Annotated in this window: 26 protein-coding genes; 6 read left to right on the forward strand and 20 right to left on the reverse strand. The window is 68.5% G+C overall.

All coding sequences use genetic code 11. From position 1 onward, the window contains the following. Window positions 1-80: 80 nt before the first annotated feature. Both ON43_RS19890 and ON43_RS19895 read right to left on the reverse strand, forming a co-directional pair. Window positions 81-1,094: an Rv2578c family radical SAM protein gene (locus ON43_RS19890; protein WP_040809611.1), complete on the reverse strand. Its 1,014-nt coding sequence runs from the start codon at window positions 1,092-1,094 to the stop codon at window positions 81-83. 31 nt (window positions 1,095-1,125) lie between these two features. Beyond that, window positions 1,126-2,112: an NAD-dependent epimerase/dehydratase family protein gene (locus ON43_RS19895; protein WP_040809613.1), complete on the reverse strand. Its 987-nt coding sequence runs from the start codon at window positions 2,110-2,112 to the stop codon at window positions 1,126-1,128. Window positions 2,113-2,294: 182 nt separating this feature from the next. Between ON43_RS19895 and ON43_RS19900 the strand changes: the two genes are divergently transcribed. Further along, window positions 2,295-2,624 (forward strand): type VII secretion target, encoded by a 330-nt coding sequence (locus ON43_RS19900; RefSeq protein WP_040809615.1) that lies wholly within the window; start codon window positions 2,295-2,297, stop codon window positions 2,622-2,624. Further along, window positions 2,621-4,168, forward strand: coding sequence for a hypothetical protein (locus ON43_RS46825; RefSeq protein ID WP_051178739.1), 1,548 nt, complete (start codon window positions 2,621-2,623; stop codon window positions 4,166-4,168). The genes ON43_RS19900 and ON43_RS46825 overlap by 4 nt, the downstream gene beginning before the upstream one ends. 144 nt (window positions 4,169-4,312) lie before the next feature. Here the strand turns inward: ON43_RS46825 and ON43_RS19910 are convergent, their stop codons facing one another. Then, complete coding sequence (locus ON43_RS19910; protein WP_040809617.1) at window positions 4,313-5,062, reverse strand: SDR family oxidoreductase; 750 nt, start codon at window positions 5,060-5,062, stop codon at window positions 4,313-4,315. Between the two features lie 247 nt (window positions 5,063-5,309). Between ON43_RS19910 and ON43_RS19915 the strand changes: the two genes are divergently transcribed. Then, entirely contained in the window at window positions 5,310-6,182 is an 873-nt protein-coding gene (locus tag ON43_RS19915) for a TIGR03619 family F420-dependent LLM class oxidoreductase (protein WP_040809619.1), read from the forward strand. Between the two features lie 24 nt (window positions 6,183-6,206). Here the strand turns inward: ON43_RS19915 and ON43_RS19920 are convergent, their stop codons facing one another. The 3 genes from ON43_RS19920 to hisS form a co-directional block, all read right to left on the reverse strand. Further along, on the reverse strand, window positions 6,207-7,208 hold the full coding sequence (locus ON43_RS19920) for a malate dehydrogenase (protein ID WP_040809621.1): 1,002 nt from the start codon (window positions 7,206-7,208) through the stop codon (window positions 6,207-6,209). Window positions 7,209-7,312: 104 nt separating this feature from the next. Continuing rightward, window positions 7,313-7,960: a hypothetical protein gene (locus tag ON43_RS19925; RefSeq protein WP_040809751.1), complete on the reverse strand. Its 648-nt coding sequence runs from the start codon at window positions 7,958-7,960 to the stop codon at window positions 7,313-7,315. Window positions 7,961-8,215: 255 nt separating this feature from the next. Continuing rightward, a complete protein-coding gene (gene hisS / locus ON43_RS19930; RefSeq protein WP_040809753.1) occupies window positions 8,216-9,496 on the reverse strand; it encodes a histidine--tRNA ligase in 1,281 nt (426 codons plus the stop codon). A gap of 171 nt (window positions 9,497-9,667) precedes the next feature. Between hisS and ON43_RS19935 the strand changes: the two genes are divergently transcribed. Together ON43_RS19935 and ON43_RS19940 are read left to right on the forward strand one after the other, a co-directional pair. Further along, window positions 9,668-10,525 (forward strand): peptidylprolyl isomerase, encoded by an 858-nt coding sequence (locus ON43_RS19935; protein ID WP_040809623.1) that lies wholly within the window; start codon window positions 9,668-9,670, stop codon window positions 10,523-10,525. Window positions 10,526-10,928: 403 nt separating this feature from the next. Further along, window positions 10,929-11,495 (forward strand): hypothetical protein, encoded by a 567-nt coding sequence (locus ON43_RS19940; RefSeq protein ID WP_040809625.1) that lies wholly within the window; start codon window positions 10,929-10,931, stop codon window positions 11,493-11,495. A 64-nt stretch (window positions 11,496-11,559) separates the two neighbouring features. Here ON43_RS19940 and ON43_RS19945 read toward each other — a convergent pair whose 3' ends face one another. From ON43_RS19945 to ON43_RS20005, 13 genes are all read right to left on the reverse strand, one after another. After that, on the reverse strand, window positions 11,560-11,946 hold the full coding sequence (locus tag ON43_RS19945) for a DUF4913 domain-containing protein (RefSeq protein ID WP_245568668.1): 387 nt from the start codon (window positions 11,944-11,946) through the stop codon (window positions 11,560-11,562). Continuing rightward, entirely contained in the window at window positions 11,943-13,922 is a 1,980-nt protein-coding gene (locus tag ON43_RS19950; RefSeq protein ID WP_051178741.1) for a type IV secretory system conjugative DNA transfer family protein, read from the reverse strand. The genes ON43_RS19945 and ON43_RS19950 overlap by 4 nt, the downstream gene beginning before the upstream one ends. A gap of 37 nt (window positions 13,923-13,959) precedes the next feature. After that, window positions 13,960-14,514, reverse strand: a complete 555-nt coding sequence (locus ON43_RS19955; RefSeq protein WP_245568669.1) for a hypothetical protein — start codon at window positions 14,512-14,514, stop codon at window positions 13,960-13,962. A gap of 68 nt (window positions 14,515-14,582) precedes the next feature. Then, the gene (locus ON43_RS19960) at window positions 14,583-14,891 is read right to left on the reverse strand and encodes a transposase (RefSeq protein ID WP_040809628.1); all 309 of its coding nucleotides are present in this window, start codon (window positions 14,889-14,891) and stop codon (window positions 14,583-14,585) included. Further along, the gene (locus tag ON43_RS19965; protein ID WP_444543741.1) at window positions 14,888-17,875 is read right to left on the reverse strand and encodes a hypothetical protein; all 2,988 of its coding nucleotides are present in this window, start codon (window positions 17,873-17,875) and stop codon (window positions 14,888-14,890) included. Before ON43_RS19965 ends, ON43_RS19960 begins: the two co-directional genes overlap by 4 nt. A 3-nt stretch (window positions 17,876-17,878) precedes the next feature. Next, window positions 17,879-19,369 carry an SCO6880 family protein gene (locus tag ON43_RS19970; RefSeq protein ID WP_083913552.1) on the reverse strand — a complete coding sequence of 497 codons (1,491 nt, stop codon included), beginning with the start codon at window positions 19,367-19,369 and terminating at the stop codon, window positions 17,879-17,881. Continuing rightward, window positions 19,366-20,856: a hypothetical protein gene (locus tag ON43_RS45770; protein WP_040809760.1), complete on the reverse strand. Its 1,491-nt coding sequence runs from the start codon at window positions 20,854-20,856 to the stop codon at window positions 19,366-19,368. Before ON43_RS45770 ends, ON43_RS19970 begins: the two co-directional genes overlap by 4 nt. An 85-nt stretch (window positions 20,857-20,941) precedes the next feature. Beyond that, the gene (locus ON43_RS19980) at window positions 20,942-21,769 is read right to left on the reverse strand and encodes a DUF8175 domain-containg protein (RefSeq protein ID WP_040809632.1); all 828 of its coding nucleotides are present in this window, start codon (window positions 21,767-21,769) and stop codon (window positions 20,942-20,944) included. Window positions 21,770-21,858: 89 nt separating this feature from the next. Beyond that, window positions 21,859-22,125: a hypothetical protein gene (locus ON43_RS19985; protein WP_040809633.1), complete on the reverse strand. Its 267-nt coding sequence runs from the start codon at window positions 22,123-22,125 to the stop codon at window positions 21,859-21,861. Then, on the reverse strand, window positions 22,125-22,415 hold the full coding sequence (locus tag ON43_RS19990; RefSeq protein WP_040809635.1) for a hypothetical protein: 291 nt from the start codon (window positions 22,413-22,415) through the stop codon (window positions 22,125-22,127). The genes ON43_RS19985 and ON43_RS19990 overlap by 1 nt, the downstream gene beginning before the upstream one ends. A gap of 175 nt (window positions 22,416-22,590) precedes the next feature. Continuing rightward, a complete protein-coding gene (locus ON43_RS19995; protein WP_040809637.1) occupies window positions 22,591-23,256 on the reverse strand; it encodes a hypothetical protein in 666 nt (221 codons plus the stop codon). Next, window positions 23,253-24,125 carry a MinD/ParA family ATP-binding protein gene (locus ON43_RS20000; RefSeq protein ID WP_040809639.1) on the reverse strand — a complete coding sequence of 291 codons (873 nt, stop codon included), beginning with the start codon at window positions 24,123-24,125 and terminating at the stop codon, window positions 23,253-23,255. The genes ON43_RS19995 and ON43_RS20000 overlap by 4 nt, the downstream gene beginning before the upstream one ends. Window positions 24,126-24,142: 17 nt before the next feature. Then, entirely contained in the window at window positions 24,143-24,889 is a 747-nt protein-coding gene (locus ON43_RS20005) for a hypothetical protein (RefSeq protein WP_040809640.1), read from the reverse strand. Between the two features lie 274 nt (window positions 24,890-25,163). Between ON43_RS20005 and ON43_RS20010 the strand changes: the two genes are divergently transcribed. Beyond that, window positions 25,164-25,925 carry a 3-hydroxyacyl-CoA dehydrogenase gene (locus ON43_RS20010; RefSeq protein ID WP_040809642.1) on the forward strand — a complete coding sequence of 254 codons (762 nt, stop codon included), beginning with the start codon at window positions 25,164-25,166 and terminating at the stop codon, window positions 25,923-25,925. Window positions 25,926-26,039: 114 nt separating this feature from the next. On the opposite strand, the gene ON43_RS20015 is transcribed toward ON43_RS20010, so the two are convergent. After that, the gene (locus tag ON43_RS20015; RefSeq protein WP_040809644.1) at window positions 26,040-26,819 is read right to left on the reverse strand and encodes an ArsR/SmtB family transcription factor; all 780 of its coding nucleotides are present in this window, start codon (window positions 26,817-26,819) and stop codon (window positions 26,040-26,042) included. Window positions 26,820-26,827 lie beyond the last annotated feature (8 nt).

A 26,827-nucleotide genomic window follows, 5' to 3' on the forward strand; every position in this document is an offset into this window, starting at 1 on the left:
GTGAGGTACCAACGCCAAACTACTCCGCAATATTCGCGACACACCCGTGAAGTGCAATGGTTTCGATCAAACAACCGGCGTCAGGCGAACAACGCCAGCTGGGTATCGGGCGTGTGCGATCCGGCGGCGCGTACCTCGGGTTCGGCCGGCCGTTCGCGGTTCAAGCGGTGTTTCTCCAGCAACGGCTCGATTCGGCCGCGTAGCCACGCAGAATACTCCGGAGTGACCGAAGCCCCACGACCATACAGTTGCCGGTAGCGCCGCAGCAGCGCCGGGTGGGCCTCGGCCAGCCAGTTGAGGAACCAGCCGCGCGTGGACCCGCGGAGATGCATGGGAAACGCCGTGACGCCCGCGGCCCCGGCCTCGGCGATGGCGGCGAAGAGCTCGTCCAGATGCGCCTGGGAGTCGGTCAGATACGGAATGACCGGTGCCACCATGACATTCACCGCGAACCCGGCCTCGGCCAGGGCGCGCACCAGCTCGAGCCGCGCTCGCGGCGAGGGTGTGCCCGGTTCGAGGCCCTTGTGCAGCTCCTCGTCGAGGATCGCGATCGATACCGCCAGATGCACCGGCACCTGCCCGGCCGCCGAGGTGAGCAGCGACAGATCGCGGCGCAGCAGCGTGCCCTTGGTGAGAATGGAGAACCCGGTGCCGGATTCGGTGAGCGCGCTGATGATCCCCGGCATCAGCCGGTACCGTCCTTCGGCGCGCTGATAGGGATCGGTATTCGTGCCCAATGCAACGGATTCCCGCCGCCAGGACTTCTTGTGCAGCTCACGCCGCAGGATCGGGACCACGTTGGTCTTGACCACGATCTGCGAGTCGAAGTCCGCGCCCGCATCCAGATCGAGATACTCGTGCGTGCCGCGCGCGAAGCAGTAGCGGCACGCGTGCGAGCACCCGCGCATGGGGTTGATGGTCCAGCTGAAGGGCAGGGTGCTCTCGGGCACCCGGTTCAGGGCGCTCTTGCAGAGCACCTCGTGAAACGTAATGCCCTCGAACTCCGGGGTCTGTACGCTGCGTACGAAACCCGCACGTTCGAGCCCGGGGAGCGCGCCGTCATCGGCGTTCAGGGTTTGCCTTTGCCACCGCACTACCCCAGTCGAACATGTGTTCTAACCGCTGTCAAGCGATCTTCTGCGTGTCGGCCTCGATCGGCTGCCCGTTGTAGAAGGCAACCAGGTCCCGAATGGTCTGCTCGGCGGGCCGCGGCCGGTAGCCGAGTTCCTCGGTGGCCTTGGCGTGTTCGACGATCGGAGCGGCCAGCAGCGCGCCCATGGCGGCCTTGGAGATGCGATCGCTGCCGAACGCCTTGGCGACCGGCTCCATGACCGGCATGCAGGCGTTGATGACCTTGGCCGGAATCGCGAAGGCGGGCTTCATCTTTCCGTTCACCGCGGCCGCGGTGCGGGTGGCCTGGAACATATCGGTGAAGTGCCCGCCGAGCAGGTAGTTCTCGCCGGTGCGGCCGCGCTCTCCCGCGAGGATCAGGCCGCCCGCCACGTCACGCACGTCGACCAGGTCGAAGCCGCCGCTGATCATGACCGGCACCCGGCCGCGCGCCGCGTCCCACAGCGTGCAGTTGATGCGCGAGTTGGTGTTGTCGACCGGGCCGTACACACCGGTCGGGTTACAGATGACCGCGTCCAGACCCTTGTCGACGATCTTGCGCAGTTCGATCTCGCCCTGCCACTTGGAGCGGTCGTACACCGGCAGATCCGGATCGATGGACCGCGGCGAGCGCTCGTTGATGCGGCCGCCGCAGGAGTACTGGTTGAACGCGTGAATGGAGCTGGTGTGCACCATCCGCCGCACCCCGACCTCGCGCGCGGCGTCGGCGACGACCCGCACGCCCTCGGTGTTGACCCGCCAGGCGAGGTCGTTCTTGTGCGCGAGGGTGATGAGCGCGACCAGGTGGTAGACCACCTCGGCCCCGTCGAGGGCCTGGCGCATGGACGCGGGGTCCAGGACATTGCCGTTGACCCAGGTGACACCGGGCTGGCTCGGGCCGGGGGTTCGATCGATGGCTGTCACCTCGTGACCGCGATCCGTAAGCAGGCGAAGCAAATTGGTGCCAAGGAACCCGGCAGCGCCGGTGACTGCGACCTTCATGGGGATGAGAATATAGAACTTGTTCTAATTTGCAACAACGGCCGCATTGCGGTTGCGCGGCCTCTCGACTCGCCGTCGCACCTCCCCGTGACACCCTCCGAGGAGGCGAACGCCACGCCAGGCTGGACGCTCGATGGGATATATTCGGCTCCGCATGTCCACGACGATTGGGGGGCTCTGATATGGCCGATCTCTCGGTCGACACCGGCGCGGTCCGCGCCTTCGCCGCCACGCAGGACGGCGTGGCCGCGGATATCGCCGCCCAGGGCGGCCTCGACACCGTCTCCCACGTCGCGGCCATGACTCCGGTCTTCGGACTCATCGGCGCGGACTTCCTGGCCAGCTTCGCGGTCGCGGAACTACTGCACGATCGCGATATCAATGCCCTCTCGGCGCGCTTCTCCAAACTCGGGCAGGCCGCCTTCGGTTCCGCGGCCACCTACGACGCCACCGACTCCGAATTCGCGGGCGGACTCGGGAACATCGCCGGGCAGATCGGTGAGCAGGCATGAGTGGCCTCGAGTCCGGTGTGATCGGACTGCCGCAGATCCCCAACGACAGCGTGATGGGAGTGGACAACGTGACCACGATTCCGTCCGGCCCGCTCCCCGATGTGCTGCTGGGCACCCTGCCCGCCGATATGCCGCCGTTCGAGCCGCCCGAATTCGCCTTGTCCCGCAAGGAATTCGAGCAGGGCGGGCCCCAACTCGGCGGCGGCGTACCCGGTGGCATGCCGGGCGGTACGCCCACTGACGCCCAGGCGGCGGGTGTGCTCGCGCCTGCCCTGGACGGCGCGCACGGTGCGCTCTCCGGCGCACAGCAGACCCTCGGCACTGCGCAGTCCGTCCTCGCCGACGCGCAGACCGCCCTCGGCAATGTGCCCGCCGCGCTGAACGCCGCCCAGGCCGCGCTCGCGAAGGCCGCCGCGAATCCGGCCGCGATTCTCCCGGCGCTGCCCGCCGATCCGGTCGGCGATCTCATGAAGGGCCTGGCCCTGCCCGCGATCCCCGGCATGGACGCCCTGTTCAAGCCGTTCCTGGATCTGCTGCAGAGCTTCGGCACCGGCGTGCTGGGCAATGTCAATCCGACCACCCTGCTCAGCCAGGGTTCGAAGTTCATCGAGTCCGCGGTACAGGTCGGCGGCGGCGCGCTCAAGACCGTCGAATCCCTGTGGCAGGGCAAGGCTTCCCAGAGCGCGCAGGAGACGGGCAAGCAGGCCGAGAAGCACGGCGAGGAGACCACGCAGCGCGGGTTCGATCTGTCGTCGATCACCAATCAGGCCGCGGCCGTGGTGCAGCGCGGCAATATCCAGCTCACGGCCATCGCGCAGGCGTTCGCCGCCGAGGCCACCGCCATGGCACCGCTGATCCTCACGCCGATCGGTCAGACCACCTTGATCGCCTCGGCGACGCGTCATCTGGCCGAGGCCGTCACGGTCGTCAACGCCACCCACGGCGAACTGTCCGTCTACACCGCGCAGATGCAGGGCGTCATCGGCCAGCTGCTGGGCCAGGGCGGCGGGCCGAATCCGGCCGAGGTCGCGCAGTCGCTGGCGCAGAACGTGGGCCAGCCGATCCTGGAGCAGGCCAAGGGATTGCTCGAAAGCGGTTTGCAGGCAGGCACTCCCGGCAATCAGCCCGGTAAGACCGATCCGGTGGGCGGCGCGCCCGACACCACCGCCGCGGGTGTCGGCGGAGGCGGCGGGGGTGGTGGCGCCGGAGGCGGCGGTCTCGGCGGCGGGGGCGGTCTGCCCTCGACACCCGGCGGTCCCGGTTCCTCGATTCCGGGCGGCAAGGTCACCAACCCGGCCAATCCGTTCGGCGCGGCCATGGGCGGAGTCGCCGGTATGGGCGGTCCCGCCGGTTCCGGCTTCATGGGCTCCCCCGCCGCGGCCGGCGCGGGCAAGGGCGGCGCGCCCGACGGCCAGCACGGCCGCACGGTGCAGCCGCACCAGAGTGCCTCACAGGAAAGCGAACTCACCGGCAATCTGGGCACCTTCGCCCCGGGCGTGATCGGCGAGCCCGACGAAGAGCCCGCCGACGACGCCGGACAGTAGGACAACTCCGCGCGAAAGCGCTGGAGCGAAGTGATGCCGTGGCGATCGGGGTAGCTGCCCCGATCGCCACGGCATCGGTGGAGGCCGATGTGCGGCTGTACACCCCGCGGACCCGGCCACCGTTTCAGGCGACGCCCCGGTGGATCACACCGCGGTCGGCCGCGTCTGCGCGTCTATGCCGCCGTCGATGACGAACTGCGCGCCGTGGATGAACCCGGCCTGCGGGCCGAGCAGATACGTGATGAGCGAGGCGATCTCCTCGGGCTTGCCATTGCGGCCGATGGGGGCCACGAAGTTGCGGATGGCCTCACCGTAGCGCGGATCGTCCAAACCGGCTTGCAGCAGCGGGGTTTCGACGCTGCCGGGAGCGACGGTGTTGAGCCGCACGCCCGCCGCACCCCATTCGACGGCGCGTTCGCGCACGGCCACGGTGACGGCGTTCTTGGACGACGCGTAGGCGTAGTGCCCCGCGAAATCCCCGGCCTGGGCGAAGGCCTCGGCCTCGTTGCCCTTGGCGATCGGATTGTCCTCCCACTTGATCTGGGTGGAGGCGACCGACGAAACCACCACGGCCGCAGCGTTTTCGCCCTTGCGCAGCGCGGGCAGCAGCGCGTCGAGGACGGCGACGGTGGCCCGGTAGTTGATCTCCACCACCAGGTTCGGGTCCGGCACCTGCGGCCCGACGCCCGCGCACAGCACCAGTCCGTCGAGCACTCCCCCGGACCGCTCCAGCACCGCCTCGACCGCGGCCGCCCGCGCGTCGGCGTCGGTCAGGTCGACGGTGATGTCGGCATTGCGCAGGTCGATCCCGATGATGTCGTGCCCGGCGGCCCGCAGGGCGGCGGCGGTGGCCGCGCCGATGCCGGAACCGGAGCCGGTGATGGCGATCGTCATACCGCCGATTAGAACAAGATCCAGGAATGCGGACAAGCCCACCGGGACCGGCATCTCAGCCACCGGGACGGCTACGACCGGGCGGTCTCGCGCTGGGATACGACAGTTGAGCACTGGCAGTGCAATCGGATCACACCGAGTCCGGATCGGCGGAACGGGTGCCTTCCGGCGAGCCTGCGGCTAGCATCACTCCCAGAACTAGAATCTGTTCTAGTTTTCGCACTGCTCACTGTCGAGAGGACGATCGATGCGCTTCACCTACGCGGAGGCGATGACCAACCCGGATTACTACATCCCCCTCGCGCAGGCAGCCGAGGCCGCCGGGTTCCACAGCATCACCGTGGCCGACAGCGTCGCCTACCCGGCCGAGTCGGATTCCAAGTATCCGTACACCAAGGACGGCAATCGCGAATTCCTCGACGGCAAGCCGTTCATCGAGACCTTCGTGCTGTCGGCCGCCATCGCCGCGGCCACCACCACCCTGCGCCTGACCCCGTTCGTGCTCAAGCTGCCGATCCGCCCGCCGGTGCTGGTGGCCAAGCAGGCCAGTTCGCTTGCCCGGCTGAGCAACAACCGCTTCGCCCTGGGCGTGGGCATCAGCCCGTGGCCGGAGGACTTCGAGATCATGGGCGTGCCGTTCGAGAAGCGCGGCAAGCGAATGGACGAGTGCATCGAGATCGTGCGCGGCCTGTCCACCGGCGAATACTTCGAGTACCACGGCGAGTTCTACGACATCCGCAAGATCAAGCTCACCCCCGCCCCGACGAAGCCGCTGCCGATCCTGCTCGGCGGCCACAGCGACGCCGCGCTCAAGCGCGCGGTGCGGTTGTGCGACGGCTGGATGCATGCCGGCGGCAACGCCGAAGAACTCGACAAGTACCTGGCCCGCATCAATGAGCTGCGCGCGGAGCGGGATCACAAGGGCGACTTCGAGATTCACGCGGTCTCCTACGACGGCTACACCCCGGACGGGGTGAAGCGCTGCGAGGAGAAGGGCATCACCGACCTGATCATCGGCTTCCGCAACTCCTACGCCAAGGAGCAGGACACCGAGATCCTCGAAGAGAAGATCACCAAGATCAAGTGGTACGGCGACAACGTGATCAGCAAGCTGAACTGATCACGCTGCCCGCCGCGGCCTGGGTCACGCCTTCTTGGCGTACCCCAGGTCGACCACGGCATCGCGTTCGCCGATCAGCTCGGCGACGCTGAGATCGATGCGCTCCCGGGCGAACTCGTCGATCTCCAGGCCCTGCACGATGGTGTATTCACCGTTCGCGCAGGTCACCGGGAACGAGCTGATGAGTCCCTCGGGCACGCCGTAGGAGCCGTCGGAGGGCACCGCCATCGAGGTCCAGTCGCCGGGCGCGGTGCCCAGCACCCAGTCGTGGATGTGGTCGATGGCGGCGCTGGCCGCACTCGCCGCCGAGGAGGCGCCGCGCGCCTTGATGATCGCGGTCCCCCGCTGCTGCACGGTCGGGATGAAATCGTCTGTCACCCAAGCCTGGTCGTCGATCACGCCCAGCGCAGCGCGGCCCGCTATGGTCGCGTGCGCGAGATCCGGGTACTGGCTGGCGGAATGATTGCCCCACACCGCGATCCGGTGGATATCGGCCGCGGCCGCCCCGGTCTTCTTGGCCACCTGCGCGATCGCACGATTGTGGTCGAGCCGGGTCAACGCGGTGAACCGACCGGCCGGAACGTCCGGTGCGTTGCTCATCGCGATATAGGCATTGGTATTGGCCGGATTCCCCACCACCAGCACCCGGACGTCCTCGGCCGCATTGGCATTGATGGCCGCGCCCTGATCGGTGAAGATCGGCCCGTTGGCGGCCAGCAGATCCGCCCGCTCCATCCCCGCCGTCCGCGGCCGCGCCCCCACCAGGATCGCGATATTCGCGCCATCGAACCCGACCCACGGGTCATCGGCGATATCGATCCCCGCCAACAGCGGAAAAGCCCCGTCCTCGAGCTCCATCGCCACGCCTTCGAGCGCCCCCACCGCCGCCGGAATCTCCAACAGCCGCAACCGCACCGGCGTCTCGGACCCGAGCAGTGCCCCGGACGCGATCCGGAACAGCAACCCATAGGCGATCTGCCCGGCGGCCCCGGTCACGGTAACGGTCACTGGCGCAACGTTGCTCACGACGAAAACTCCTCGCGGTACGGGTGATTACGCCCTCACCCTAACCACGCTCACCCGGCCGCGTCGCGCCCGGTGAGCAACCAGACACCGCGTCCGGCAACGAATCAGCGCGCCAGGTCGGCTATGTCGGAGTCGGCGAGGATGATCGGGGCGGCTTCGTCGCGGGCGCGGACCATGCGGACCGCGCGGTAGAGGGGGCGTTCCTCGGCGATGGCGTCGCGCGCCTCGGCGCGGAGTTGCTGGACGAGCATGTCGGAGATGGCGAGGGCGGCGGCCAGGGGGCAACTCGTGAGGGCGTCGGCGAGTTTGCGGAGGCCGAGGATGTGGAGTTCGCGGCCGCTGCCGGAGTCGCTGTAGATGGCCAGGGGCACGATGCGCGAATCAGGCCCGGCGGTGATGCGCAGGACGATACGGCTGATCTTGCCCGGGTAGACCAGGATTTCCAGAGCCGTCGCCGACGCCAGATCGATGCTGCGTTCCCCGCGCCAGGTGCGCGCCCGGATCACCGTGCCCGACACCGTGATCCGCCGCCGCTGCACCGCCATCGCATACAGCGCGGTCGGCGCCCCCAGCACGATCCCGGTAGCCAACGCCACCGGCCAGTGCACGAACAGCGCCATCAACAACCCGACCCCGATGCCCACCCCCAACGCCGCCAGGGTGAGCTTCCGCAGCGCCGGAGCCAACAACTCCGGCGCGATCAGATCCAGCCCGACTTCCCCGCCGGACCCCGCTTTCGATTCCTCAGTCACCACAGTGCATTCGTCCAAGAGTCGATGGGTCGTGTGTGCCGGTAGCACGCACCGCCCCCGCGCGACGCACCGCACGGTACCAGCAGGCCCTTGCTCCATACCCAGAATCAGGCCAGGTCATGCCACGGCACGCACCGATTATTGCCACCCCCGTAATTCCGGCGCGCCGAGATGACGGCGACGCCGGTCCCGCTGTCGCCTCGAGGACGGTGGGCCGACCCGGTCAGCGGTTCGCTGCCCGGGTCGGCCGCTGGGTCAATCCTTTTGGGCCGCAAGGGCTGCGGCTACCTGGGCGACGGCCTCGTCCAGGGGGATTTGGCGCTGATCGCCGGTGGTGAGGTCTTTCAGACCGATTTGGCCTTCGGCTACCTCGCGGTCGCCGAGGACCAGGGCCAGGGAAGCGCCGGACTTGTCGGCGGCCTTCATGGCGCCCTTCATGCCGCGGCCGCCGTAGGCGAGGTCGGTGCGGATGCCGGCCTTGCGGAGTTCGCCGGCTATGACGACGAGGCGTTGTTTGGCGACGTCGCCGAGGGGGACGCCGTAGACCTGGATGCGGGGGACGGTGACGGCGGATTTGCCTTCGGCTTCGAGGGCCAGGACGGTGCGGTCGACGCCGATGCCGAAGCCGATGCCGGACAGGGGCTGGCCGCCGAGTTCGGCCATCAGGCCGTCGTAGCGGCCGCCGCCGCCGATGCCGGACTGCGCGCCGAGGCCGTCGTGGACGAACTCGAAGGTGGTCTTGGTGTAGTAGTCGAGGCCGCGCACCATGCGGGGATTCACTACATAAGGAACACCGAGGGCGTCGAGGTGGCCGAGGACCTGTTCGAAGTGCGCCTTGGCGGATTCGGACAGGTGGTCGATCATGAGCGGCGCGGCCGCGGTCATCTCCTTGACCTCGGGGCGCTTGTCGTCGAGCACGCGCAGCGGGTTGATCTGCGCGCGCCGCTTGGTCTCCTCGTCCAGCGGCAGCTTGAACAGGAAGTCCTGCAACAGTTCCCGATACTGCGGACGGCAGGTCTCATCGCCCAGCGAGGTGATCTCGAGCCGGAACCCGTCGAGCCCGAGCCCCCGGAAGCCGGCGTCGGCGATGGCGATCACCTCGGCGTCCAGCGCCGGGTCATCGATGCCGATGGCCTCCACGCCGACCTGCTGCAACTGCCGGTAGCGGCCCTTCTGCGGGCGCTCGTAGCGGAAGAACGGCCCGGCGTAGCAGAGCTTGACGGGCAGCTGCCCGCGGTCGAGGCTGTGCTCGATGACCGCGCGCATCACACCGGCGGTGCCCTCGGGCCGCAGCGTGAAGCTCTCGCCATTGCGGTCGGCGAAGGTCCACATCTCCTTGGACACCACGTCGGTGGATTCGCCGACACCCCGCGCGAACAGGGCGGTCTCCTCGAAAACCGGCAGCTCTATATGCCCGTATCCGGCCAGTCGCGCGGTCTCCACGAGGCCGTCGCGCACGGCGACGAACTCCGCGGAGGTGGGTGGCAGATAGTCGGGGACCCCCCTCGGGGCACTGAAGCTGCTGGTCTTGGTCACGATGGTCAAGTTTCCACGATGGCCGTGGGCCAAGTCCAACCGGTTACCACCTGCCTGCCACCGACCACTGGCATATGTAGGTTTTTCTCAGCGAATGCAGGTAATGTCTGCCGCGGCCGCTGGGCTGACGGCCGTAACTAGTAATACCGACCGTTCACGGAGGGACAGTTAGTGCCGAGCAATGAACAGCGACGCGCTGCGGCGAAGCGGAAGCTGGAGCGTCAACTCGAAAACCGGGCCCAGCGGGCGCGCAAGCGCAAGCAGCTCACCATCGCGGCGTCGGCGCTGGGCGTGTGCGTCGCGGTCGCGGCCGGTGTCGGCATCTACTTCCTGACCAAGGGCGATGACAGCAGCACCAGCGCGAAGGCCACGGAGACCCCCGACGCGTCGCTGACCGCCGCTCCCCCGCCGGCCGCCAAGGCCAAGGCCCCCCAGGTGAACTGCACCTACACCCCGTCGCAGAAGCCCGCGGACAAGCCGGTGACCCCGCCCGGCACGGCCAATATCTCCACCGCCGGTCAGGTGAAGGCCACCATGGACACCAGCCAGGGTCCGATCACCATGACCCTGAATCCGGGTGAATCCCCCTGTACGGTCAATAGTTTCGAGTCGCTGGCGAAGCAGAAATTCTTCGACAACACCTCCTGCCACCGCATCACCACGGGCAAGGGCCTGCAGGTGCTGCAGTGCGGTGATCCGACGGGCAGCGGAATGGGCGGTCCCGGTTACGAGTTCGCCAACGAGTACCCGACTGACCAGTACGACGCGAACGATCAGGCCGCCCAGTACCCGGTCGAGTACAAGCGCGGCGTGCTCGCCATGGCCAATGCCGGCCCGGGCACCAACGGCTCCCAGTTCTTCCTGGTCTACGGCGATTCCCAGCTGCCGCCGCAGTACACAATTTTCGGTACGGTCGACGACAACGGCCTGGCCACCCTCGACAAGATCGCCAAGGCGGGCGTCCAGGGCGGCGGTCAGGATGGCAAGCCGGCCGCGGATGTGAACATCCAATCGGTCCAAATCAACTGACCAGCACGGTTTTTCGGGCCCGGCACGCGAGGTGCCGGGCCCGTTGCTTTTCCGGCCAAGGTCTCGGGAAGGTCCCGTTGAACCTCCAGACTAAGGGTTCCCTAACCAAAGAAAATCCTGAATTTTCCGCTTCACGCCGGAATTGTGCGATATATGCTGGATCGCGACGCACGCGTACGGCGGTTTCGGAGTTTTCGCTGGTAACCTCGTAGAACGGAGTACCAAGGCGTAGTAAAGCCCACCGGGCAACCCCCATCGGGCCGCTCCAACGCCCCACGTTCTCCCGGTGTCCACGTTTGCAGGCGGGACATGGCTATTCGCGACCACCGTTCGGATGGCGATGTCCGTGACGAAGCACCACAATCATCCATAGTGATCTCACTGCAGCATCGGGGAGCAGGCAATGGCCGAGGAACTCGACGACATCGGCCGCGAAACAGCGGCGATGATGAGGCAAATGTTGCAGCTCGCGACACTTGTCGCGCTGCGCACCCGGGAACGTGGCCAGAAAGAAGCGGAAGCACGCGTCAGGGTCACCGAGGCCCGGCAGAAGGAGACTCGCGAGCGTCGGCTGCGCGAGGCCGCGGACGCCAAGGCGCGCGATCCACGTAACCGCGAACTGTCGCGAATCCTGGAGCGCCCGACCGTGGATCGGGGCGTATCCCTGGAGAAGGATCGATTCGCCGCGGCCGCGGAGGCCTCGCGGATGGCCGCCCAGCAGGCGAGCCGCAACTCCATGCGATACGACTCGGTGGAACGGCGAACCGCTCTGGCGCAACATCTTTCGCGCATGGGTATCTCACCCGAGCTGCAATCGGTGCGCATGCTGATGGAAGTCGGACAGGCGCAGTCGGCGCAGGACGCCGTGCAGATTCGCGAACAGGAAGCCGCGCAGCGGCGCGTGCGGGAGCAGGAAGCCCGCGAGCGCGAACGGGAACGTGAGCGCGCCCGCTCTCGTGAACGGGTCTGAGCGACAGGATCTTTGATCATGTGGCGGATCGGTTCACGATCCGCCACATAGTCGTTTCCGGCCGCTAGAGCGGGAACTCCCCCAGCGCCGGATTACTGAAAAGCCCCTGCTGGGGCGACTTCAGCGGCAGCGGAGTCAGCATGTCCTTGTGCCCGTTGCGCACACTGCAGTACTTGAACGGCCCCTTGGGGTCGAACAGTTTCGCCATGTGCGGGTCGGCGTGGTCGAGAAACCAGATGCTCAGTCCGGTTTTGCCGTCGTACCGGTAGTGCTCCCACGCCCGCCACATCGCATCCAGCCGCGCGACCGCCTCGGCGTGTTTCCACCACTCCGGGCACCACACGGTGTCGCTGATGTCGGTCACCTGCCGGCGGTACACGAGACTCAGGTAGTTCTCCACGAACTCGACCACGCTCGCGTAGACCATGGGTGTTTGCTGCTCTTCGCTCACAGCGGACGGACCTCCTTGGGTGACGCGACGTCGGCTTGGGCTTCCTTGATCAGCTGCGGTGAGCCGAGCAGATCGGCGATCTCGGTCTTCTTACCCGCCGAGGGGACGTGCGCGAGGATCGAATTCTTCACGTCTTCCGCGAAATCGGCTTCCCACCAAGGCATCGCGCGCAGCAGCACGGCGGGCATGCCGGAGGGGAACAGGATCGCGCGGCCGCGCGGCAGGGTCGCCAGGCCGTGCGCGTTGAAGGTGCGCGACGAGCTCAGCGAGCGCGAATAACTCTTGCCGCTCTTCGATTCCGAGACCGACTGGGAGATACTGTCGTAGTCGCCGATGGCCTCGGAGCGCTGCTGCAGGAAGTTCATATCGTCGATACCGCTGCCGATGACCTTGATATTGGCCGCGCCCCAGAGCGCTTCCATACCGTCCGGGCCCCAGCAGCGCGCGCCCTGCGCCCAGGATTGCAGGACCGTCATCACCACGATGCCGCGAGAACCGAAGTGGCTGTACTGCTTCGGCAGGTCCTTCCAGCGCACCACGTTGGCGGCCTCGTCGAGGGCGGCCAGCAGCGGGACGCTCAGGCGGCCGCCCGGCGAGCGGGTGGCCTTGGCCGTGGCGGTTTCGATGACGGCCTCGGTCAGGGCGCTGACCAGCGGCGCCGCCGAGCCTCGGCCCTCGAGCGAGAGGCAGTAGAGGGTGCCGTTGCGGTCGATGAAATCCGATTCGTCGAACCGGTCGCGGTTGCCGCCGGGCACGATCCACGGCTGGATGTGCGGGAGCTTGAGGCTGCGGATCATGGCCTTCGCACCGCCGAAGACGCCGTCGCGGGTGCGCACGTCCAGGTTGTACTGGCCGGCGAGACCCCGTGCCATGTAATGCATCCCGTTCATGTTCAGGATCTCGATGGGCGTGTGGTCGAGGGGGTTGTTGACCCAGTCCCACGCGCGCAGGATGGTGCTGCCCTCGAAGCCCGCGGCCAGGAACAGCGCGGCCAGCAGATCCTCGGCCTCGGGGTCGAAGTACGAGTCGGCGCCCTGTCCGGCCGAGGGGCTGCCCTCGGCGTCGGAGAAGTGACCGGCCAGCCGGACCGCCCGCACCTCACAGCCGGGCCGGTACACATCCACCCAGCCCAGCGGATCCCAGTACCAGGTGGGTTCCTGATGCTGATTCATCAGATCGCGCGAATCCGGCGCCACCGATTGCGGATCGAAGACGAACACGGGGCTACCCATGTTGTCGCGCACATCGCGGGTGGCGTCCACGACGTCCCGCTTGTTGGAGGTGACCACCACCGGGCCGACCGCGGCGACGATGGCCGGGATCACCCGCGTGGTCGTCTTGCCCTGTCGCGGACCCCAGATGTCGACCTGCAGATCCTCGTAGGAGCCGTACAGCATTTCGCCGTCGGCGACCGAGATGCCGATCGGGATGCCCGGAACCAGTGGGCCGAAATGCTTCTGGACGTCCTCGAGGTCGATGCCGCGTTCCTGCGCGAACTTCCGCTGTAGTCGCGGATCGGTCAGCGAGTCGGGGATGTAGGACCGTCCCTTGCCGGGGAACTGATCCCACTTCTTCAACGGGACGCCGATCTGGTCGGCCTTCTCCATCACACCGGCCGCGGTGAGCGCCTTGATGGCGCCGCCGGAACCCATGTAATCGGCCTTGTCGTCGATGGCCAGCCGCCCCTTGGCGGCCACGGTCTTCTGCCGTCGCTTGTAGAGCTGCCAGGCGATCGCGGCCAGCACGATGACGACCACGATGATCGTCGCCGCGCCCGGCCAGTGCAGATCGCCCTTGACCATGTTGACGATGATGGCGATCGGGTTGATCGGCATGTGCTGGCGCGGGCTGGACAGCAGATTGCCCAATTGCACGGCCACCCACAGGGTTCCGAAGACCGCGAAACCCGCGTAGATGAGCTGCAGTGTGGTGTCGGGACCCGGGTCGGCCGGATCCTTCACCGGTGCTTTCGCCATCTCTAACCTCCTGGGATGACCTGTAAGTCGTTAGCGCTCAACGATATTCGTCCAGCAACCAGACACCCGCAGCGCCGCGCACAACGGTGGCGACGACCGTGGCCGGGGGTAGCGCCTCACGCCTGCCGTCCGGATAGACGACCGTCTGCTCGATACCGATCTTGTACTGCTGCCGATTCGGGTCGGCGCCCGCGGGGGCCTTCTCGCCGGACGCGAACGCGAATGCCTCGACCCGTGCTCCGGCCTTGGCCCAGTCGGCCCAGCGCAGTTGCGGTCTCGGTGTTTCCACGCCGGTGGATGGGGTATCCAGTGTACGGATCAGGCTGGGTCCGAGCCATTTTCGCGCCCGCTTCAGTGCGTCGCCCTCGGCCTCGGTGGCCGGATACCAGGTGTAGATCTCCTCCAGCGCGCGCACGGCGACGCCGTCGGCGGTGGTGGGGTCCGGGGCGGGGGCAACCTCGAGCAACCGGGTGGTGGAGGTGGGCGGTTGCGCGCCGGTCGATTTCGAGCCGCCACCGCCACTCGAGCCGGTGGCGCACGCGGTGGCCGACAGCGCCGTGCCCACCACCACCGTCATGCTCAGCACAGCCATCACCACCTGCGAAGGGCCTCCCTTCCAGGCTAGTCGCCGATGTCGATGCCCGCGCCATATCACGCGGCTCATGTGCCCCGCTTGGCGTCGGACAGGGTTTCCACCAGGGTGCGGTTCATCTCGGCCGCGGCGGCCAGCTGCTGCTGCAGCAGCGCCACCTTGCGGCGCAACGCGATAGCGTCCATGCGTTCCAGGCCCGGGCTCTCCGCGGCCCGGACCCAGTTGCGCACCGAGTTGGTGTGCACGCCGATCTGGTCGGCGACCACCCGGCAGGCCTCCGATTCGGAGCGGAGCTTGCCGGTGAGCGCGATGACCTGTTCGACCGCCGCCTGTCTGACCTCGGGCGACACTCTTCGGTACGACCGGTGCGGCATCATGCGGCGCTCCCCTCGTCCGAGCCGCGGCTCGCGGTGCTCTCGGTGAATTCGCTGAAACGCTGGTTGGTGTCGTGGATTCCGCTCTCTCGCTCGGAGAGGGTGAACTCCATGTGGAACGGGATTCCGGGGCGGCGGTCCTCACCGATCTTGAGCAGGAACTTGCCGGTGCCGGGCGCGGGCGGGCGCTGCTGGCCCGGTTTGAGCGCCTCGCCGGTCAGTGCCTGCGGCGCGGACCAGCTGGTCACCATCTCCTCCTCGGCGGCGGTGAACGGCACGGTGGAATCCAGCCGCGAGATCTCCTCGGCCGGCAGCGCGCCGAAGATCTTGGCGCGGGCGCGTTCCAGGAAGCCGAGCGCCTTGGCGATGGCGGCCTCGGAGCCCAGGGCCTGCAGGTCCTTGATGGTGTGGCTGATCATGATGAGCGAGGTGGCGATGCCGCGCTGCAGACGGGTGAGCTCGTCGACGCGGTCGACCATGAAGTCGCCCAATCCCAGCACCTGCCACAGCTCGTCCATGACGACCTGGAAGTAGCGCTGCGGGCCCAGATCCGCGTCGGCGAGCACGTGCGCGGCCTCGACGGAGGCGAAACCGTCGGCCCAGCAGGCCAGCATGACGGCGGCCTTGAGCTTCTTGTCGCCGTTGGGGATGTGGGAGACGTCGATGCAGACGGCGGTGGCCGTCGTGTCGATGGGAGTCGTGGTGTGGCCGTTGAAGATCGCGCCGAAGGGGCCCTGGGTCAGGGCGCGCAGGGAGCGGCGCAGGCCCTTGATGGCCTCGTGGTATTCCTCCGGGTTGTCCGCGCCCGCGTCGAGTTGCATTTCCGCGCCACCCGCGACGACCACATCGAGGAGGTTCTCCAGGATGGGCGGCTGGTCGGGGGTGAAGCCGCTGCCCTCGCGGTAGAGGATGCGCAGGCCGGTGTTGATGAGGGTTTCCTCGAAGTCGCGCACCCGGGCGCCGCGCACCAGTTCCACCAGACCGGCCACGAGAGTGACCTGGCGGGCGCGCATTTCCTGCATCACCTGGGTCTGCAGTTCCGGGAAGGCCTCCAGCATCGGCACGATCGAGCCGAGCACGCCGGCGGCGAGCGGGTTGAGTTTGCCGTGGCCGTAACCCAGGTCGATGACCTGGCCGCCGACCAGTTCCACCAGCTTGCGGTAGTCGGGCTTGACGTCGGCGAGGATCAGCGGCGTAATGCCTTGGGCGACACCGCCGAGCACGATCCGCCGCACCAGCGAGGACTTGCCGAAACCGTTGAGACCCAGGACGAAAAGGCTCGGCGCGGTGATGAAGCTGCCGCGCATGAACCAGTTCATCGGGTCGAAGCACACCGGCGCGCCGGTGTGCAGATGCGAACCCAGCGGGGTTCCGATCAGCGGCGCACCGGCGCCCACCGACCACGGCCACAGGCCCGCGACCTGCGCGGTGGTGGCGCGGTACTCCACCGGCCGTCCGACCACGTTCATCCGCCCGCCGCCCGCGCCGATGTAGCCGCGATCGGTGAGTTGCGCTGTGGTGCGATCGAATTCGTCGAAGCTGCCGTATTCCATCCGCTCCGCGCGCGCCGCGAAATTCCGGCGCCGCAGATCGTCGGTGTGCAGCCGGAAGGTGGCCCAGGCAGCCTTGATCCCGTTGCCCTCGCGTGCGGTGACCTCGAGTTTGGCGCGGGTGCTGTCGTCGAGGAGCTTGGGGCCCTGCTGCTTCTTCTTCGCCGCCGCCTTGCGGGCCGCGGCCCGCTTGGCCGCCGCCTCCCGCTCGGCCTTCTCGGCGGCCTTGTCCCGCTGGCCCTTTCGCGCGCGCTCGGCCTCGATGGTGGCCCGGTCGGGGCGGGCGCTGCGCGCGGGGCGCTTGCGCACCGGCCGCTCCCCCGCCTCGCCGCCCGGTCGCGCCGACCGTCCGCGGCTCGGCGCTCCGGCCCGTCCGCCCAGATGCACGCGATCGGCGTCCGTGGGCCGTCCACGCCCTTCGGAGCCATTGCGGCCCTCAGCGCCGGTACGCCCCTCGGAGCCGTTGCGTACCTCAGATCCGTTGCCGCGGAGCGTTTCCCGTTCGGGGTCGGTCCGCCGCACGCGTCCCGGCTCGCCCTCGCCGCCGCGCCGCTCCCCTTCGGCGCTACGCCGGTCGCGCCGGACGCGATCCTCCGCCTCCGTGCGCCGCGGCGCTTCGCCGTCGGCCGTCGTCTCACTCCGCTTGCGCCGCATCCGCTCCCCCTCGGTCGGTTCCGGCCCGCGCACCCGCCTGCGCTCCGGCCGTTCGGCCGCGAGTTCTTCGCGCAGCCCGGTCGCCGCCGCGCGCAGCGCATCGGCGGAGTCGTGCTCGTGCGGCAGTGCGAGCTCGCGGCCCGCCGAAGGTTCGGCTATTCCCGACATTTCAGGCGCGGAAGCAGTGCTGCCGTCACCCTCTGCCGCCGCCGTGTGCGCGGTTTCCGCGATGTCCGCGATCCGATCGCCCGATGCGGCCGCACCGGTGGGTTCGAGTGCGGGCAGGGCCGGAAGCCGTCGCCGCGCAGGCGGAACGGCTTCGGCGGCAGCCTCTTCTCGACCCCTGCCGTCCTCTTCTCGATCCCCACCGTCGCGACCGGTCGGTTCGGCCAGTGCGGCCGCCTCCCACGCGGTCACACCGGCGTCCGCCTCCGGCCTCGACCAGCCGGAATCACCCTCGCGCACACCGTGGTCCGCGGTTTCGCGGACCGGTGACTCGAGCTCGGGCCGGGGCGTTTCCACCACCGGCTCGGGATCCGCGAACTCCGCCGAGTAGTCGATCGGGGTATCGCGGCGGAGCATGCGGCGGTCCGGGAGGGTGCCGCGGCGGGGCCGGTGCTCATCGCGCATGACCCGGGAGGGGGCGGGCGCGTACGGCTCCGGCTCGTCGCGGTGGTCCGGTTCCGGGCGGCGGCGTTCGGCCGCGTCCGGGTCGCGCCGGGGGCCGCGCCGGGTGGGCGCGGCTTCGCGGTCGCGGACCGAGGGATCGATATCACGTGGCATGGGTTACCCCGCAAGCGCTTTCGGGATGGTGGCGTGTTCGGGGAGGATCACCCCGCAGCCGAGGGAGGCCGCGAACGCGGCCGCTTGATAGCGGTAGCAGCGGCGGATCTTCAGGCGCGCCTGGGTGGACAGGTCGCGGGTGATGGCCTCGATGCGGGGCAGGTCGCCGCGCAGCGGTTCGGTGATGGTGACCAGGGCGCCGAAGCGGGTGACGCCGTGGCCGCGGGCCTGCTCCTCGCGGGCCTGCTGGGTGGCGCCGACGCGCAGGGTGGCCGCCGCGGAGACGACGCCGCGCTCGGATTGCTGTGCCACCAGGGCGTTCTTGTAGTCGTCGTCCACGATCTGGGCGGCGTCACCGGCGGAGTGCGGGCGGTAGACGATGGTGATGCGCTTGCGCGGCACCTCCGGGTTGGGGGCGAGCAGGCGCTGCAGCACGCGCTCGTCGACCGCGCCCTCGGGGGCGGTGTCCATCTCCCAGGTGACCGAGCGGCCGCCGTCGTGAATGAAGTGGTCCCAACGCTCTTCGTGCGAGACCGGGCCCGCGTCGGCCCAATCCAGCCCGTGCCCACCGGGTTCGCCCGCCGCCACCTCGAGATCGGCCTGCGCGGCCGGGTCGTAGCTGCGGCGGATGAAGGAGATGATCTCGTCGGCGGCCATGGGCTGGGCGCGAACTCCGGCCTCCGCCAACGCCGCACAGATGCCGGGCAGGCGGCGGCCGATCTCCACGGCCTCCTCGGCCGGGTTCTTGCGGCGCTCGGCGGTGGTGGCCTTGAAGGTGATGGCCACGCGCGGCAGCAGTTGCACCCGCTCCTGCGGTAGCTCGGTGGCCAGCTCGTACATGACCTGCTGCGCCAGATCCGGAGCCTCGGGCCGGGTGATGGTGGAAACCTCGGTGAGCAAACGGTTTCCGGTCTCGGGCACGGTGTCGATGACCGGCACCACCGCCACGATGTCGGAGGTCTGGCCCAGCGAGGCCAGGAAGGTGCCCCAGGCGCCGACCCAGCGGTCGATGACCGGCTGGTCGACGGCCTCGTGGCCCTGCGGCCAGGCCCGCAGAACCACTGTGTACTGGGCGAATTGCGGTAGGTGGATCATGCCGAAGCTGTAGCCGCCCGCGTCGATGCCCTCGTACAACCGCGACGGGGCCATCAGCCCGGGCAGCCGGGTGACGCCGCCCGGGATCCGGGAGAAGCGCCCGCCCCGGTACACGTGCTCGCCCTTGGATCGGCCGCGCAACCAATGGAACATCATCAATCCGTTCTCGTAGCCGGAGCGGCCCCCCGTCCGCCACACCAGTGGAACCATCACGACCGTGCCGATGACCGCCACGAACAACGCGGGTTTCGGTCCGGCCGCCAGCGCCGTCAGCAGCGCGGTGATCACGACGGCGAAACCGACCACGGTCTCACCCCAGCGCAGGCCGAAAAGTCCTGCGCTGCGGGGCTTGTTCCACAGGCCGTACGAGCGGCGCTCGTAGGTGTCGGTCATCGTCATCGCGGAATGGTGCTCCTGCCGAGGTCGGGGGAACGGTTGACCCAGCGGTCACCGGCCACGTCGCCGGCCGTGTTCTCGGCCTTGCCCAGCGACGCGGTCGCGGCGCGGACCTGGGCGACACGGTTGGCCACGCGGGACGCGCCCGAGGGTGCGCCTGACGGTACTGCGCCACCGCCGCCCTGGGCCGCAGGACTCGCGGCGGCACCGCCACCGCCTCCGCCGCCACCCGGCCGCGGCACCGGTGTCGGACGAGGCGCGCCGCCGCCGGGTCCACCGGGTCCGCCCGGACGGCCGGGCCGTCCGCCGCGTCCCGCCGCCGCATAGCCCGGGGCGCCGGTCGCCGCGCGCGGCGCGACCGCACGCGAACCGACCGCGCCCAGCGCCGCGATGCCGACCAGGGTGCCGGTGGTGGCGGCCAAACCCGAACCGCCCGAACCGACAATGGCCACTTCACCGGCGGTCGCCAGCCGCATGAGCGCGGGCAGCACGAAGGCGACGCTGCCCAGCAGCACGATGGCGACCAGCATGCGCTGGGCCTCGTCGGCGTCGGGCAGGTTCACCGTGCCGGTGCGCTCGTCGGTGGCGCCGGCGGTGGTGAAGGCGATCATGTAGACGATGGCCGCGACCGGCTTGTACAGCATGAACGCGATGATCCAGCGGATCAGCTTGCTGTAGGAGCTGCGGCCGATGCTGGTGCCGGATCCCGCCGCCGCCAGCGGCAGCACGCCGGCCGCCACCACGAGCATGCCCTGGCGCACGATGGCCAGCACGATCTGGGCCAGCGCGCCGAGCAGGCCGACGATGGCGATGATCAGCACCAGACCCGGCGAGAAGGCTTGCAGCTTGGTGGTTTTCACCATCAGCTCGGCCATGTTCTTGGCATTGCCGTTGGTGGAGTCGTCGATGATCCACTCGGAGAACTTGTCCGAGGCCTGGGTGGCGGCCACGATCACCGCGCCGAGCATCCACGAGCTGAACACCACGCGCGCGAACATCCAGAAGGAATCGGTCGCCTCACTGACGGCGGCTCCCCGTCTCGCCTGCGCGAGTTTGAGTCCGGTCAATATCACCGACGCCATCAGCAGGATGATCTGCGCTTGATAGGTGTAGTCGTTGATCTTCGTGAACAGTGTGCCCGCGTCGCTGACTCTGTCGTTGGGCAACTTCATCCAGAAGGTCAGCGCCAGGATCAACGCCTCGCCCAGGCCGTTCATCAGCGAGTCCACCACCTTGCCGAAGGTGGAGTCCCACGCCTTGTCGCGCACGGTGGCGGCGGCATCGGTCGGGTGGGTCGCGACATTGCTGGCCTTGCAGGCCGCCGACGCCGCGTCACCCAGAGAGAGACCGGGCACGCCGAGACCGTCGAGCGAGTCGTGTAATTCGTTGCAGGCCTGGTCATACCCGTAGGTCTGGCCGTAGGCCACCGTCGGGGTCGCGATCATGACGGTGAATACGACCGCGAGGATCGTGAATAGCCGCCTCAGCATGTGGTCCACCTTTCGATGGGTCGCGATGCCGCGTCCTGAAGTATTGCCGGGCAAACGTGTGTTTCCGGATGTGTCGCTGCGGGATTCACCATCGGGTCCACCCCGCCAGCGAGTCCACGTTCTCGGTTTGCGATGTCTTCGACGTCGCGGGCTTGAGCCGCCAGTCGCCGGCGTCCCAGACCATGATCAGGCGCACCGCGGCCCACCACTGCCGGTTCTCCACGACCGGGCCGCGCACGGCCAGCCGCACGATGGCCATATCGTCGGCGTAGTTCTCGATCTGGAAGCCGTCGGGGGCCACCAGATAGCGGGTCACCTTCTCCGGCTGCTGTTTCGGCAGCCGCTGATCGGCCAGCGCCTGGTCGTAGGCGGCGAGCTGATCGGCGCTCACGCGCACTTCGCGCACGTAGAGCTCACGGTCGGCGGGACGGGCGTTGAGCCGGTAGGTGATCTGCGCCGCCGCCAGGGCCGCGCCCTGCGGAGTGTGCGAATACCCTACGGCCACACCGTTTTCCAGGCGCGCCGGACCGTCCGAGGTGGAGAAGGGCACGGACGCGCCGTGCACCCGCTGCCAGCCGTGCGGATCGGTGGTGCCCTGCGGGGCGGCGGTGAGCCAGTCGGTGTCGGAGGCCCGGCGCTGTTTGGCCGGATCCTGCGGCAGCGGTTGTCCCGCCGAATTGTTGGGGATGTCGACACGGCGGCCGAACAGATCCACCTCGGGCGAGGCGAATCCGGTCACGCCGGTGTCGGCGGTGGCCACCGGGTCGGTGCCCTCGTTCTTCGCGCTCGGCTTGGACGAGCCGTGACTGAAGTAGACGACCAGGCCCGCGACGATGATCACCGCGACCAGCGCGGCCGAGGCGATGACGCCGAACGAGACGCCGTCGCGCTCGGACGGCTCCTTCTCGCTCATCGTTTCGCCTCCACGGTGTCGTTTGCCGGATCCACGGTGTCGTTGATTGAAGTGGTTGTGCCAGTGGACAAATCAGCCGCCCGTACCCCTCAGGTCGGCAGCAGGGCCAGCGCGATACCGCTGGCCGAGGTCGCCATGATCGCGCCCAGCAGGCTCATCACCACCCCGTGCGTCGCCTCGTTGGCGGCCCAGTCGCCGCCGCGGAACGCGTACCAGGCCCGCCCGGCCGCCAGGATCATCCAGGCCAGGCAGAACAGCAGCACGCACCACAGCAGCCAGTCGACGAGCTGCATCAGCGGGCGGATCACATCCGCCGGCATCTGTTTGTAGGCCAGCACGGCCACGGCGGAGGACATTAGGTGATCACTGCGTTCATGATCGTGCCCGCGCTCGTGGCGACAATCCCTCCGATCATGGCCCCTGCCACCATCTTCGGCGACTCCAAACCGCCTCCTGTCCATTTCTCCCAGGCGAACCGGCCACCGGCGTAGGTGATGCCCAGGATTCCCGACAACAGAACGAACCAGGTGAAATACCGAACCAGCTTCAGCAACTTGTCCGACGCGGGCGGCGCCTCGGGGGTCGGATTCCCGACCTGGGCGAGGTACTGCCCGTACACATCGTGTACGGCGAGGAGCATGCTCATTGTCTGTCCTTCTCCAAAAGCGAACTGCTAGTAACAATTTCGCCGATGACCGGGCCTCCCGTCCAACCGGCGGTGCGAACTCTTTCGGTTAAGCGCCCTTCCATCCCGGCGGACCGGGAAACCTCACGTGCCCAACGCATCTCGGATACCTGACGCATTCCGTCGACGATCATGATCACTCCTCCGGATCGTCGTCGTCGGAGCGGGGTGCGTCCAGCGCCTCCTGGACCGCGGCCAGGATGCCGGAGCCGAGCTCGCGCACATCCGCCGTGATCTCCTCCAGCGGATCGGATTTGCGCTTGCGCTGCTGCGGCAGCGGGTCGCCGGGCGACCACACCGGGAGCTGGTCGGATTCCACCAGCGTCCACTCCTCGTGCCACGGCAGCTGCCAGACCTGGCCCGCGAGCGAGCCGACCACATCGCGGTAGCGGCGGATCTCGGCCGGGATCCGGCCCGGCCGCGCGGCCACGGTGATCAGGCCCAGCACCTCACTCGGGCCGGCGAGCCCGGCGTGATGCTGGCGCAGCAGGTCGTGGGCGCGGGTGAGCCCGGGAATGGTCTCGCGGGCCACCAGCACCACGAACGGGGATTCGCGTTCGAAGACGCCGGGCCAGCGGCGGTACGAATCCGCCGCCGGCGCAAGCACATGCGAGAGCGTGGTCGCGCCCGCGCCCCCGTGCACACCGAGCAACCACACCAGCGGAGCGCGGCCACCCCCGGGTACGGGTCGATCCCAGATCGGTGCGCGGCGAGATTCGGGCGGTGGCACGACACCGGCCGCCATCGCGGCCCCGGCATTGTGCTGAGCGGAGGATCGGCGTTCCTTCATGGCTGCGGTCATGATGCCACTCCAGCAAGCAGGCGGCGATACGCGCGGCGTGTCTCGGCGGCGAGGTTGCTGTGCCGCACCAACTCTCCGCGCGCGAGGTGCGGATCATAGGGTATCTCGACAATCTCGCGGACCCAACCGTCCAAATGCTCCCGCAAATGGTCAGCGATCCGAGAATCGCTGCCCGGCAACTGATGTGAGACGACAATCGTGGTATCCCCGACTATCCCGTCTCCTTGACCCTCACCGTGCCCGCCGAACTGGTCGTCGAGCCACTCCAGGGTGACGCGCAACCGGTTGGCGGCGTCCACGCGGGCCGGAATCGCCAGCACCAGCGCGATATCGGCGTCCTCGAGCAGCGGCCGCAGATGCCGGCTGGCGATCGGATTGCCGCCGTCGTAGACCGGGGTGTAGCCGGTCTCGCCGAGCGCGCGGGCGACGGTCAGGTAGGTGGCGCGGCGGCGCAGCGGCGCGGGATCGCGCCACAGCAGGCCGATTCCGGAGGTGGCGCGCGAGAGGCACTCCTTGAGCGGCGCGGCCTCGTCGTCACCGCGCCCGTAGAGCCAGGCCTGCAGGCTGATCGGGCTCAGATGCTCGTCAGCGCCGCGCAGCGCGAGGTCGCTGCCCGCGAAAGTGCCGTCCACGGCGACGGTTTGGGCGCCCGCGGCGCCCATCTCCCCCGCGATGCCCAGTGCCGTGGTGGTGGTGCCGGCGCCACCGCAGCCGCCCACCACCAGGATCGGGCGCGGCGCGGGACCGGCGTCACCGTCCCCGCGACGTTTGCGCAAGCGCATCACCGGAGCCTTGGAACGCGCGGCAGGACCCGACGATTCGCCCTCCTCGGGCAGCTCGTCGAGCCAGCGGCTCCAGTCCTGATCCATTGTCTCCGCTCTCCTCGTTATCCGGCCGGAACGCTGACGGCGGGTCCATGGTCGCCGATGAGCGCGGGGGCCGTCATCTCGTTGTACGCCGCCGCGGCGGCTATCGGGCCGGAACCGGGTCCCGTACCGGGTGTGCCGGTGGATTGCGCAGTGCCGCCATGGGAATTCAGCACATATAGGGCAACCCCACCGGCGATGGCTAGCAAAACAATGGCAACAATCAGGAAGGCGAAGGCGAAAAACCGCCGCCCCGTGGAGCGCTCGGGCCGGGCGGGCGCCTCGGCGTCCAGGGCGTCGAAAAGTTCGGAGGCGCGATCGGTGCGCGGTTCCTCGCTCCGGTCCGGGCGCGACGCGGCGGCCCGGGCGGTGCGCCGGTCGGCCTCCGGCGCCTCGGCCGCGCGCGGCGCCTCGGCTTCCTCGGTCTCGGAGGGGAATTCGATCACCGTGCTGCCGCGGTAGCGCACCGGCGGTGCGTAGGAGTCGCTCTCGGCACGCTCACCGCGCTCGGTCATCCAGTCCGACCAGGCGCCGTCGAAGTGATTGCGGCGCAGCACGGATTCGGGCACCGGCGGAATGTCGAGCTCGGGCTCGGCGTCCTGGATGTAGTGCGGGAAGCGGGCCGGGCCCTCCTCGTCACCGAAAGCCGGTTCTTCCTGCGGCTGCTCGGGAGCGGGAGCCTGAGCGGCCGGGTCCAGTGCGGGGTACCAGCGCGACACTTTTTTGTACGACTTCAACATTCCCGCTGCGGGCACGTCGCTCTGCATCGTCTGACCCTCTCGCGGTCGGTCGTGGCGGACGGTGTGTTGTCGTCGTGTTCATCAGACCTGCCCGCTCAGCTGCGGAACGGTCCCGATCGGAAATTCTCTCGCATGAACAGGATTCCAACGACTCGACGCGCCGCACGACACTCCTCTGAATCCGCGCGCGCACGCGGATAGCAGGGTTCGCACCATCGCGTGAACGCCACGCCGACGGGCCGGTCTTCCCTCCTGATGGACCAGAATCTACATTAACAAGACCAAGCATTTTGGAGGTTTTGTGAAGACAGCAGACATCGTCGCGGTGGTAACCGGCGGCGCCTCGGGACTCGGCCTGGCCACCGTGCGCGAACTGCACTCGGCCGGCGCGAAGGTCGTGATCATCGATCTTCCCTCGTCACAGGGCAAGGCCATCGCCGAGGAACTCGGTGAGCGCGTGGTGTTCTCGCCGGGCGACGTCACCAGCGAAGCGGATGTGACCGCCGCGCTGGACGCCGCCCAGGAGCTCGGCACGCTGCGAATCGCGGTGAACTGCGCGGGAATCGGCAATGCGATCAAGACGGTCGGCAAGCAGGGCGCGTTCCCGCTGGAGAGCTTCACCAAGATCATCAACGTTAACCTGATCGGAACGTTCAACGTCATCCGCCTGGCGGCCGAGCGCATCTCGGCGGTCGAGGAGGCCGACGGCGAGCGCGGCGTCATCGTCAATACCGCTTCCGTCGCGGCCTACGACGGGCAGATCGGGCAGGCCGCCTACTCCGCCTCCAAGGGCGGCATCGTGGGCATGACGCTGCCGATCGCGCGCGACCTGGCCTCGTACAAGATTCGCGTGATGACCATCGCGCCGGGCCTGTTCCACACCCCGCTGTTCGCGACCCTGCCGCAGCAGGCCATCGACGCGCTCGGCGCGCAGGTGCCGCACCCGTCGCGGCTGGGCGATCCGACCGAGTACGGCGCGCTGGTGCGCCACATCGTGGAGAACCCGATGCTCAACGGTGAGGTCATCCGGCTGGACGGCGCGATTCGCATGGCGCCGCGGTAAGCAGGAGAAATAAGGAAGGCACCGGAGCGAATCCCTTCGCTCCGGTGCCTTTTCGTTTATCGGGCGCTGCGCATTCCGGCCGCCGCACCTTCCCGCCGGGCAGTGGTCGCCGGGTCAGGCGTGGGCCGCACTGGCCTCCATCTCCCACGGCTGCTGCGGCAGCACCTTGCCGGTCTCCAGCAGGGACTTCAAGTTGGCCAGCACGGCGGGCCAGCCGCTCGAAATGCCCTGCAGCATTTCCTTGTTCGGCAAATTCTCGTGGGTGACGGTGAGCCGCACGATGTCCTGGTGCGGCTCGATCAGGAAGGTCACCACCGAGGGGCTGCGGTCCTCCTGCGGGGAATCCTCGAAGGTGAGGACCAGGCGGCGCGGCTCGTCGACCTCGAGGATCTTGCCGACCACGTCGACCTTGCCGGAGCCGTCGGCGCGGCGGTGCTCCCAGGACGAACCCTCCTGCCAGTCCGACAGATTCTCGTGACCCCAGTACTGGGCCGTGAGATCGGCGTCGGTCAGGGCCTTCCAGACCTGGTCGGCGCTGGCGTGGATATAGGTGACGTAGACGTAGCTCGGGATGGTTTCGGTCATGGCGTACTCCTCTGCCTGGTTCTTGATGGCGCGCAGGACATCCAGCCGGGGGCGATCGAAAACGGAGATCCAGCGCTGTTCGATGTCGTGAATCGGTGTCGGATTGATGTAGTGCACCCGCTCGCGCCCGCGCCGCAGCACGGTCACCAGCCCGGCCCGCTCGAGAATGTCGAGATGCTGGGTCACCGACTGCCGGGCCATCTCCACCCGCTCGCACAGTTCGCGCAGGGTCTGGCCGTTGTGCTCACGCAGCCGGTCGAGCAGCAACCGGCGGGTGGAGTCGGCCAGGGCCTTGAAAACCGCGTCCATGTCGGGTT

The sequence above is a fragment of the Nocardia concava NBRC 100430 genome (genome assembly GCF_000308815.1).
Taxonomy (GTDB): Bacteria; Actinomycetota; Actinomycetes; order Mycobacteriales; family Mycobacteriaceae; genus Nocardia; species Nocardia concava.

Excerpts from the sequence above, each read along its gene's own strand:
- ON43_RS19960 (WP_040809628.1), bottom strand. The coding sequence starts at position 14,891 with ATGATGCCGCACCGGTCGTACCGAAGAGTGTCGCCCGAGGTCAGACAG.
- ON43_RS19980 (WP_040809632.1), bottom strand. The coding sequence starts at position 21,769 with ATGAGCGAGAAGGAGCCGTCCGAGCGCGACGGCGTCTCGTTCGGCGTC.
- ON43_RS46825 (WP_051178739.1), top strand. The coding sequence starts at position 2,621 with ATGAGTGGCCTCGAGTCCGGTGTGATCGGACTGCCGCAGATCCCCAAC.
- ON43_RS19910 (WP_040809617.1), bottom strand. The coding sequence starts at position 5,062 with ATGACGATCGCCATCACCGGCTCCGGTTCCGGCATCGGCGCGGCCACC.
- ON43_RS19965 (WP_444543741.1), bottom strand. The coding sequence starts at position 17,875 with ATGCCACGTGATATCGATCCCTCGGTCCGCGACCGCGAAGCCGCGCCC.
- ON43_RS19995 (WP_040809637.1), bottom strand. The coding sequence starts at position 23,256 with ATGACCGCAGCCATGAAGGAACGCCGATCCTCCGCTCAGCACAATGCC.
- ON43_RS19950 (WP_051178741.1), bottom strand. The coding sequence starts at position 13,922 with ATGGCGAAAGCACCGGTGAAGGATCCGGCCGACCCGGGTCCCGACACC.
- ON43_RS19940 (WP_040809625.1), top strand. The coding sequence starts at position 10,929 with ATGGCCGAGGAACTCGACGACATCGGCCGCGAAACAGCGGCGATGATG.
- ON43_RS45770 (WP_040809760.1), bottom strand. The coding sequence starts at position 20,856 with ATGCTGAGGCGGCTATTCACGATCCTCGCGGTCGTATTCACCGTCATG.
- ON43_RS20000 (WP_040809639.1), bottom strand. The coding sequence starts at position 24,125 with ATGGATCAGGACTGGAGCCGCTGGCTCGACGAGCTGCCCGAGGAGGGC.
- ON43_RS19985 (WP_040809633.1), bottom strand. The coding sequence starts at position 22,125 with ATGTCCTCCGCCGTGGCCGTGCTGGCCTACAAACAGATGCCGGCGGAT.
- ON43_RS19915 (WP_040809619.1), top strand. The coding sequence starts at position 5,310 with ATGCGCTTCACCTACGCGGAGGCGATGACCAACCCGGATTACTACATC.
- ON43_RS19895 (WP_040809613.1), bottom strand. The coding sequence starts at position 2,112 with ATGAAGGTCGCAGTCACCGGCGCTGCCGGGTTCCTTGGCACCAATTTG.
- ON43_RS19990 (WP_040809635.1), bottom strand. The coding sequence starts at position 22,415 with ATGAGCATGCTCCTCGCCGTACACGATGTGTACGGGCAGTACCTCGCC.
- ON43_RS20005 (WP_040809640.1), bottom strand. The coding sequence starts at position 24,889 with ATGCAGAGCGACGTGCCCGCAGCGGGAATGTTGAAGTCGTACAAAAAA.
- ON43_RS19900 (WP_040809615.1), top strand. The coding sequence starts at position 2,295 with ATGGCCGATCTCTCGGTCGACACCGGCGCGGTCCGCGCCTTCGCCGCC.
- ON43_RS19970 (WP_083913552.1), bottom strand. The coding sequence starts at position 19,369 with ATGACGATGACCGACACCTACGAGCGCCGCTCGTACGGCCTGTGGAAC.
- ON43_RS20015 (WP_040809644.1), bottom strand. The coding sequence starts at position 26,819 with ATGGACGCGGTTTTCAAGGCCCTGGCCGACTCCACCCGCCGGTTGCTG.
- ON43_RS19955 (WP_245568669.1), bottom strand. The coding sequence starts at position 14,514 with ATGGCTGTGCTGAGCATGACGGTGGTGGTGGGCACGGCGCTGTCGGCC.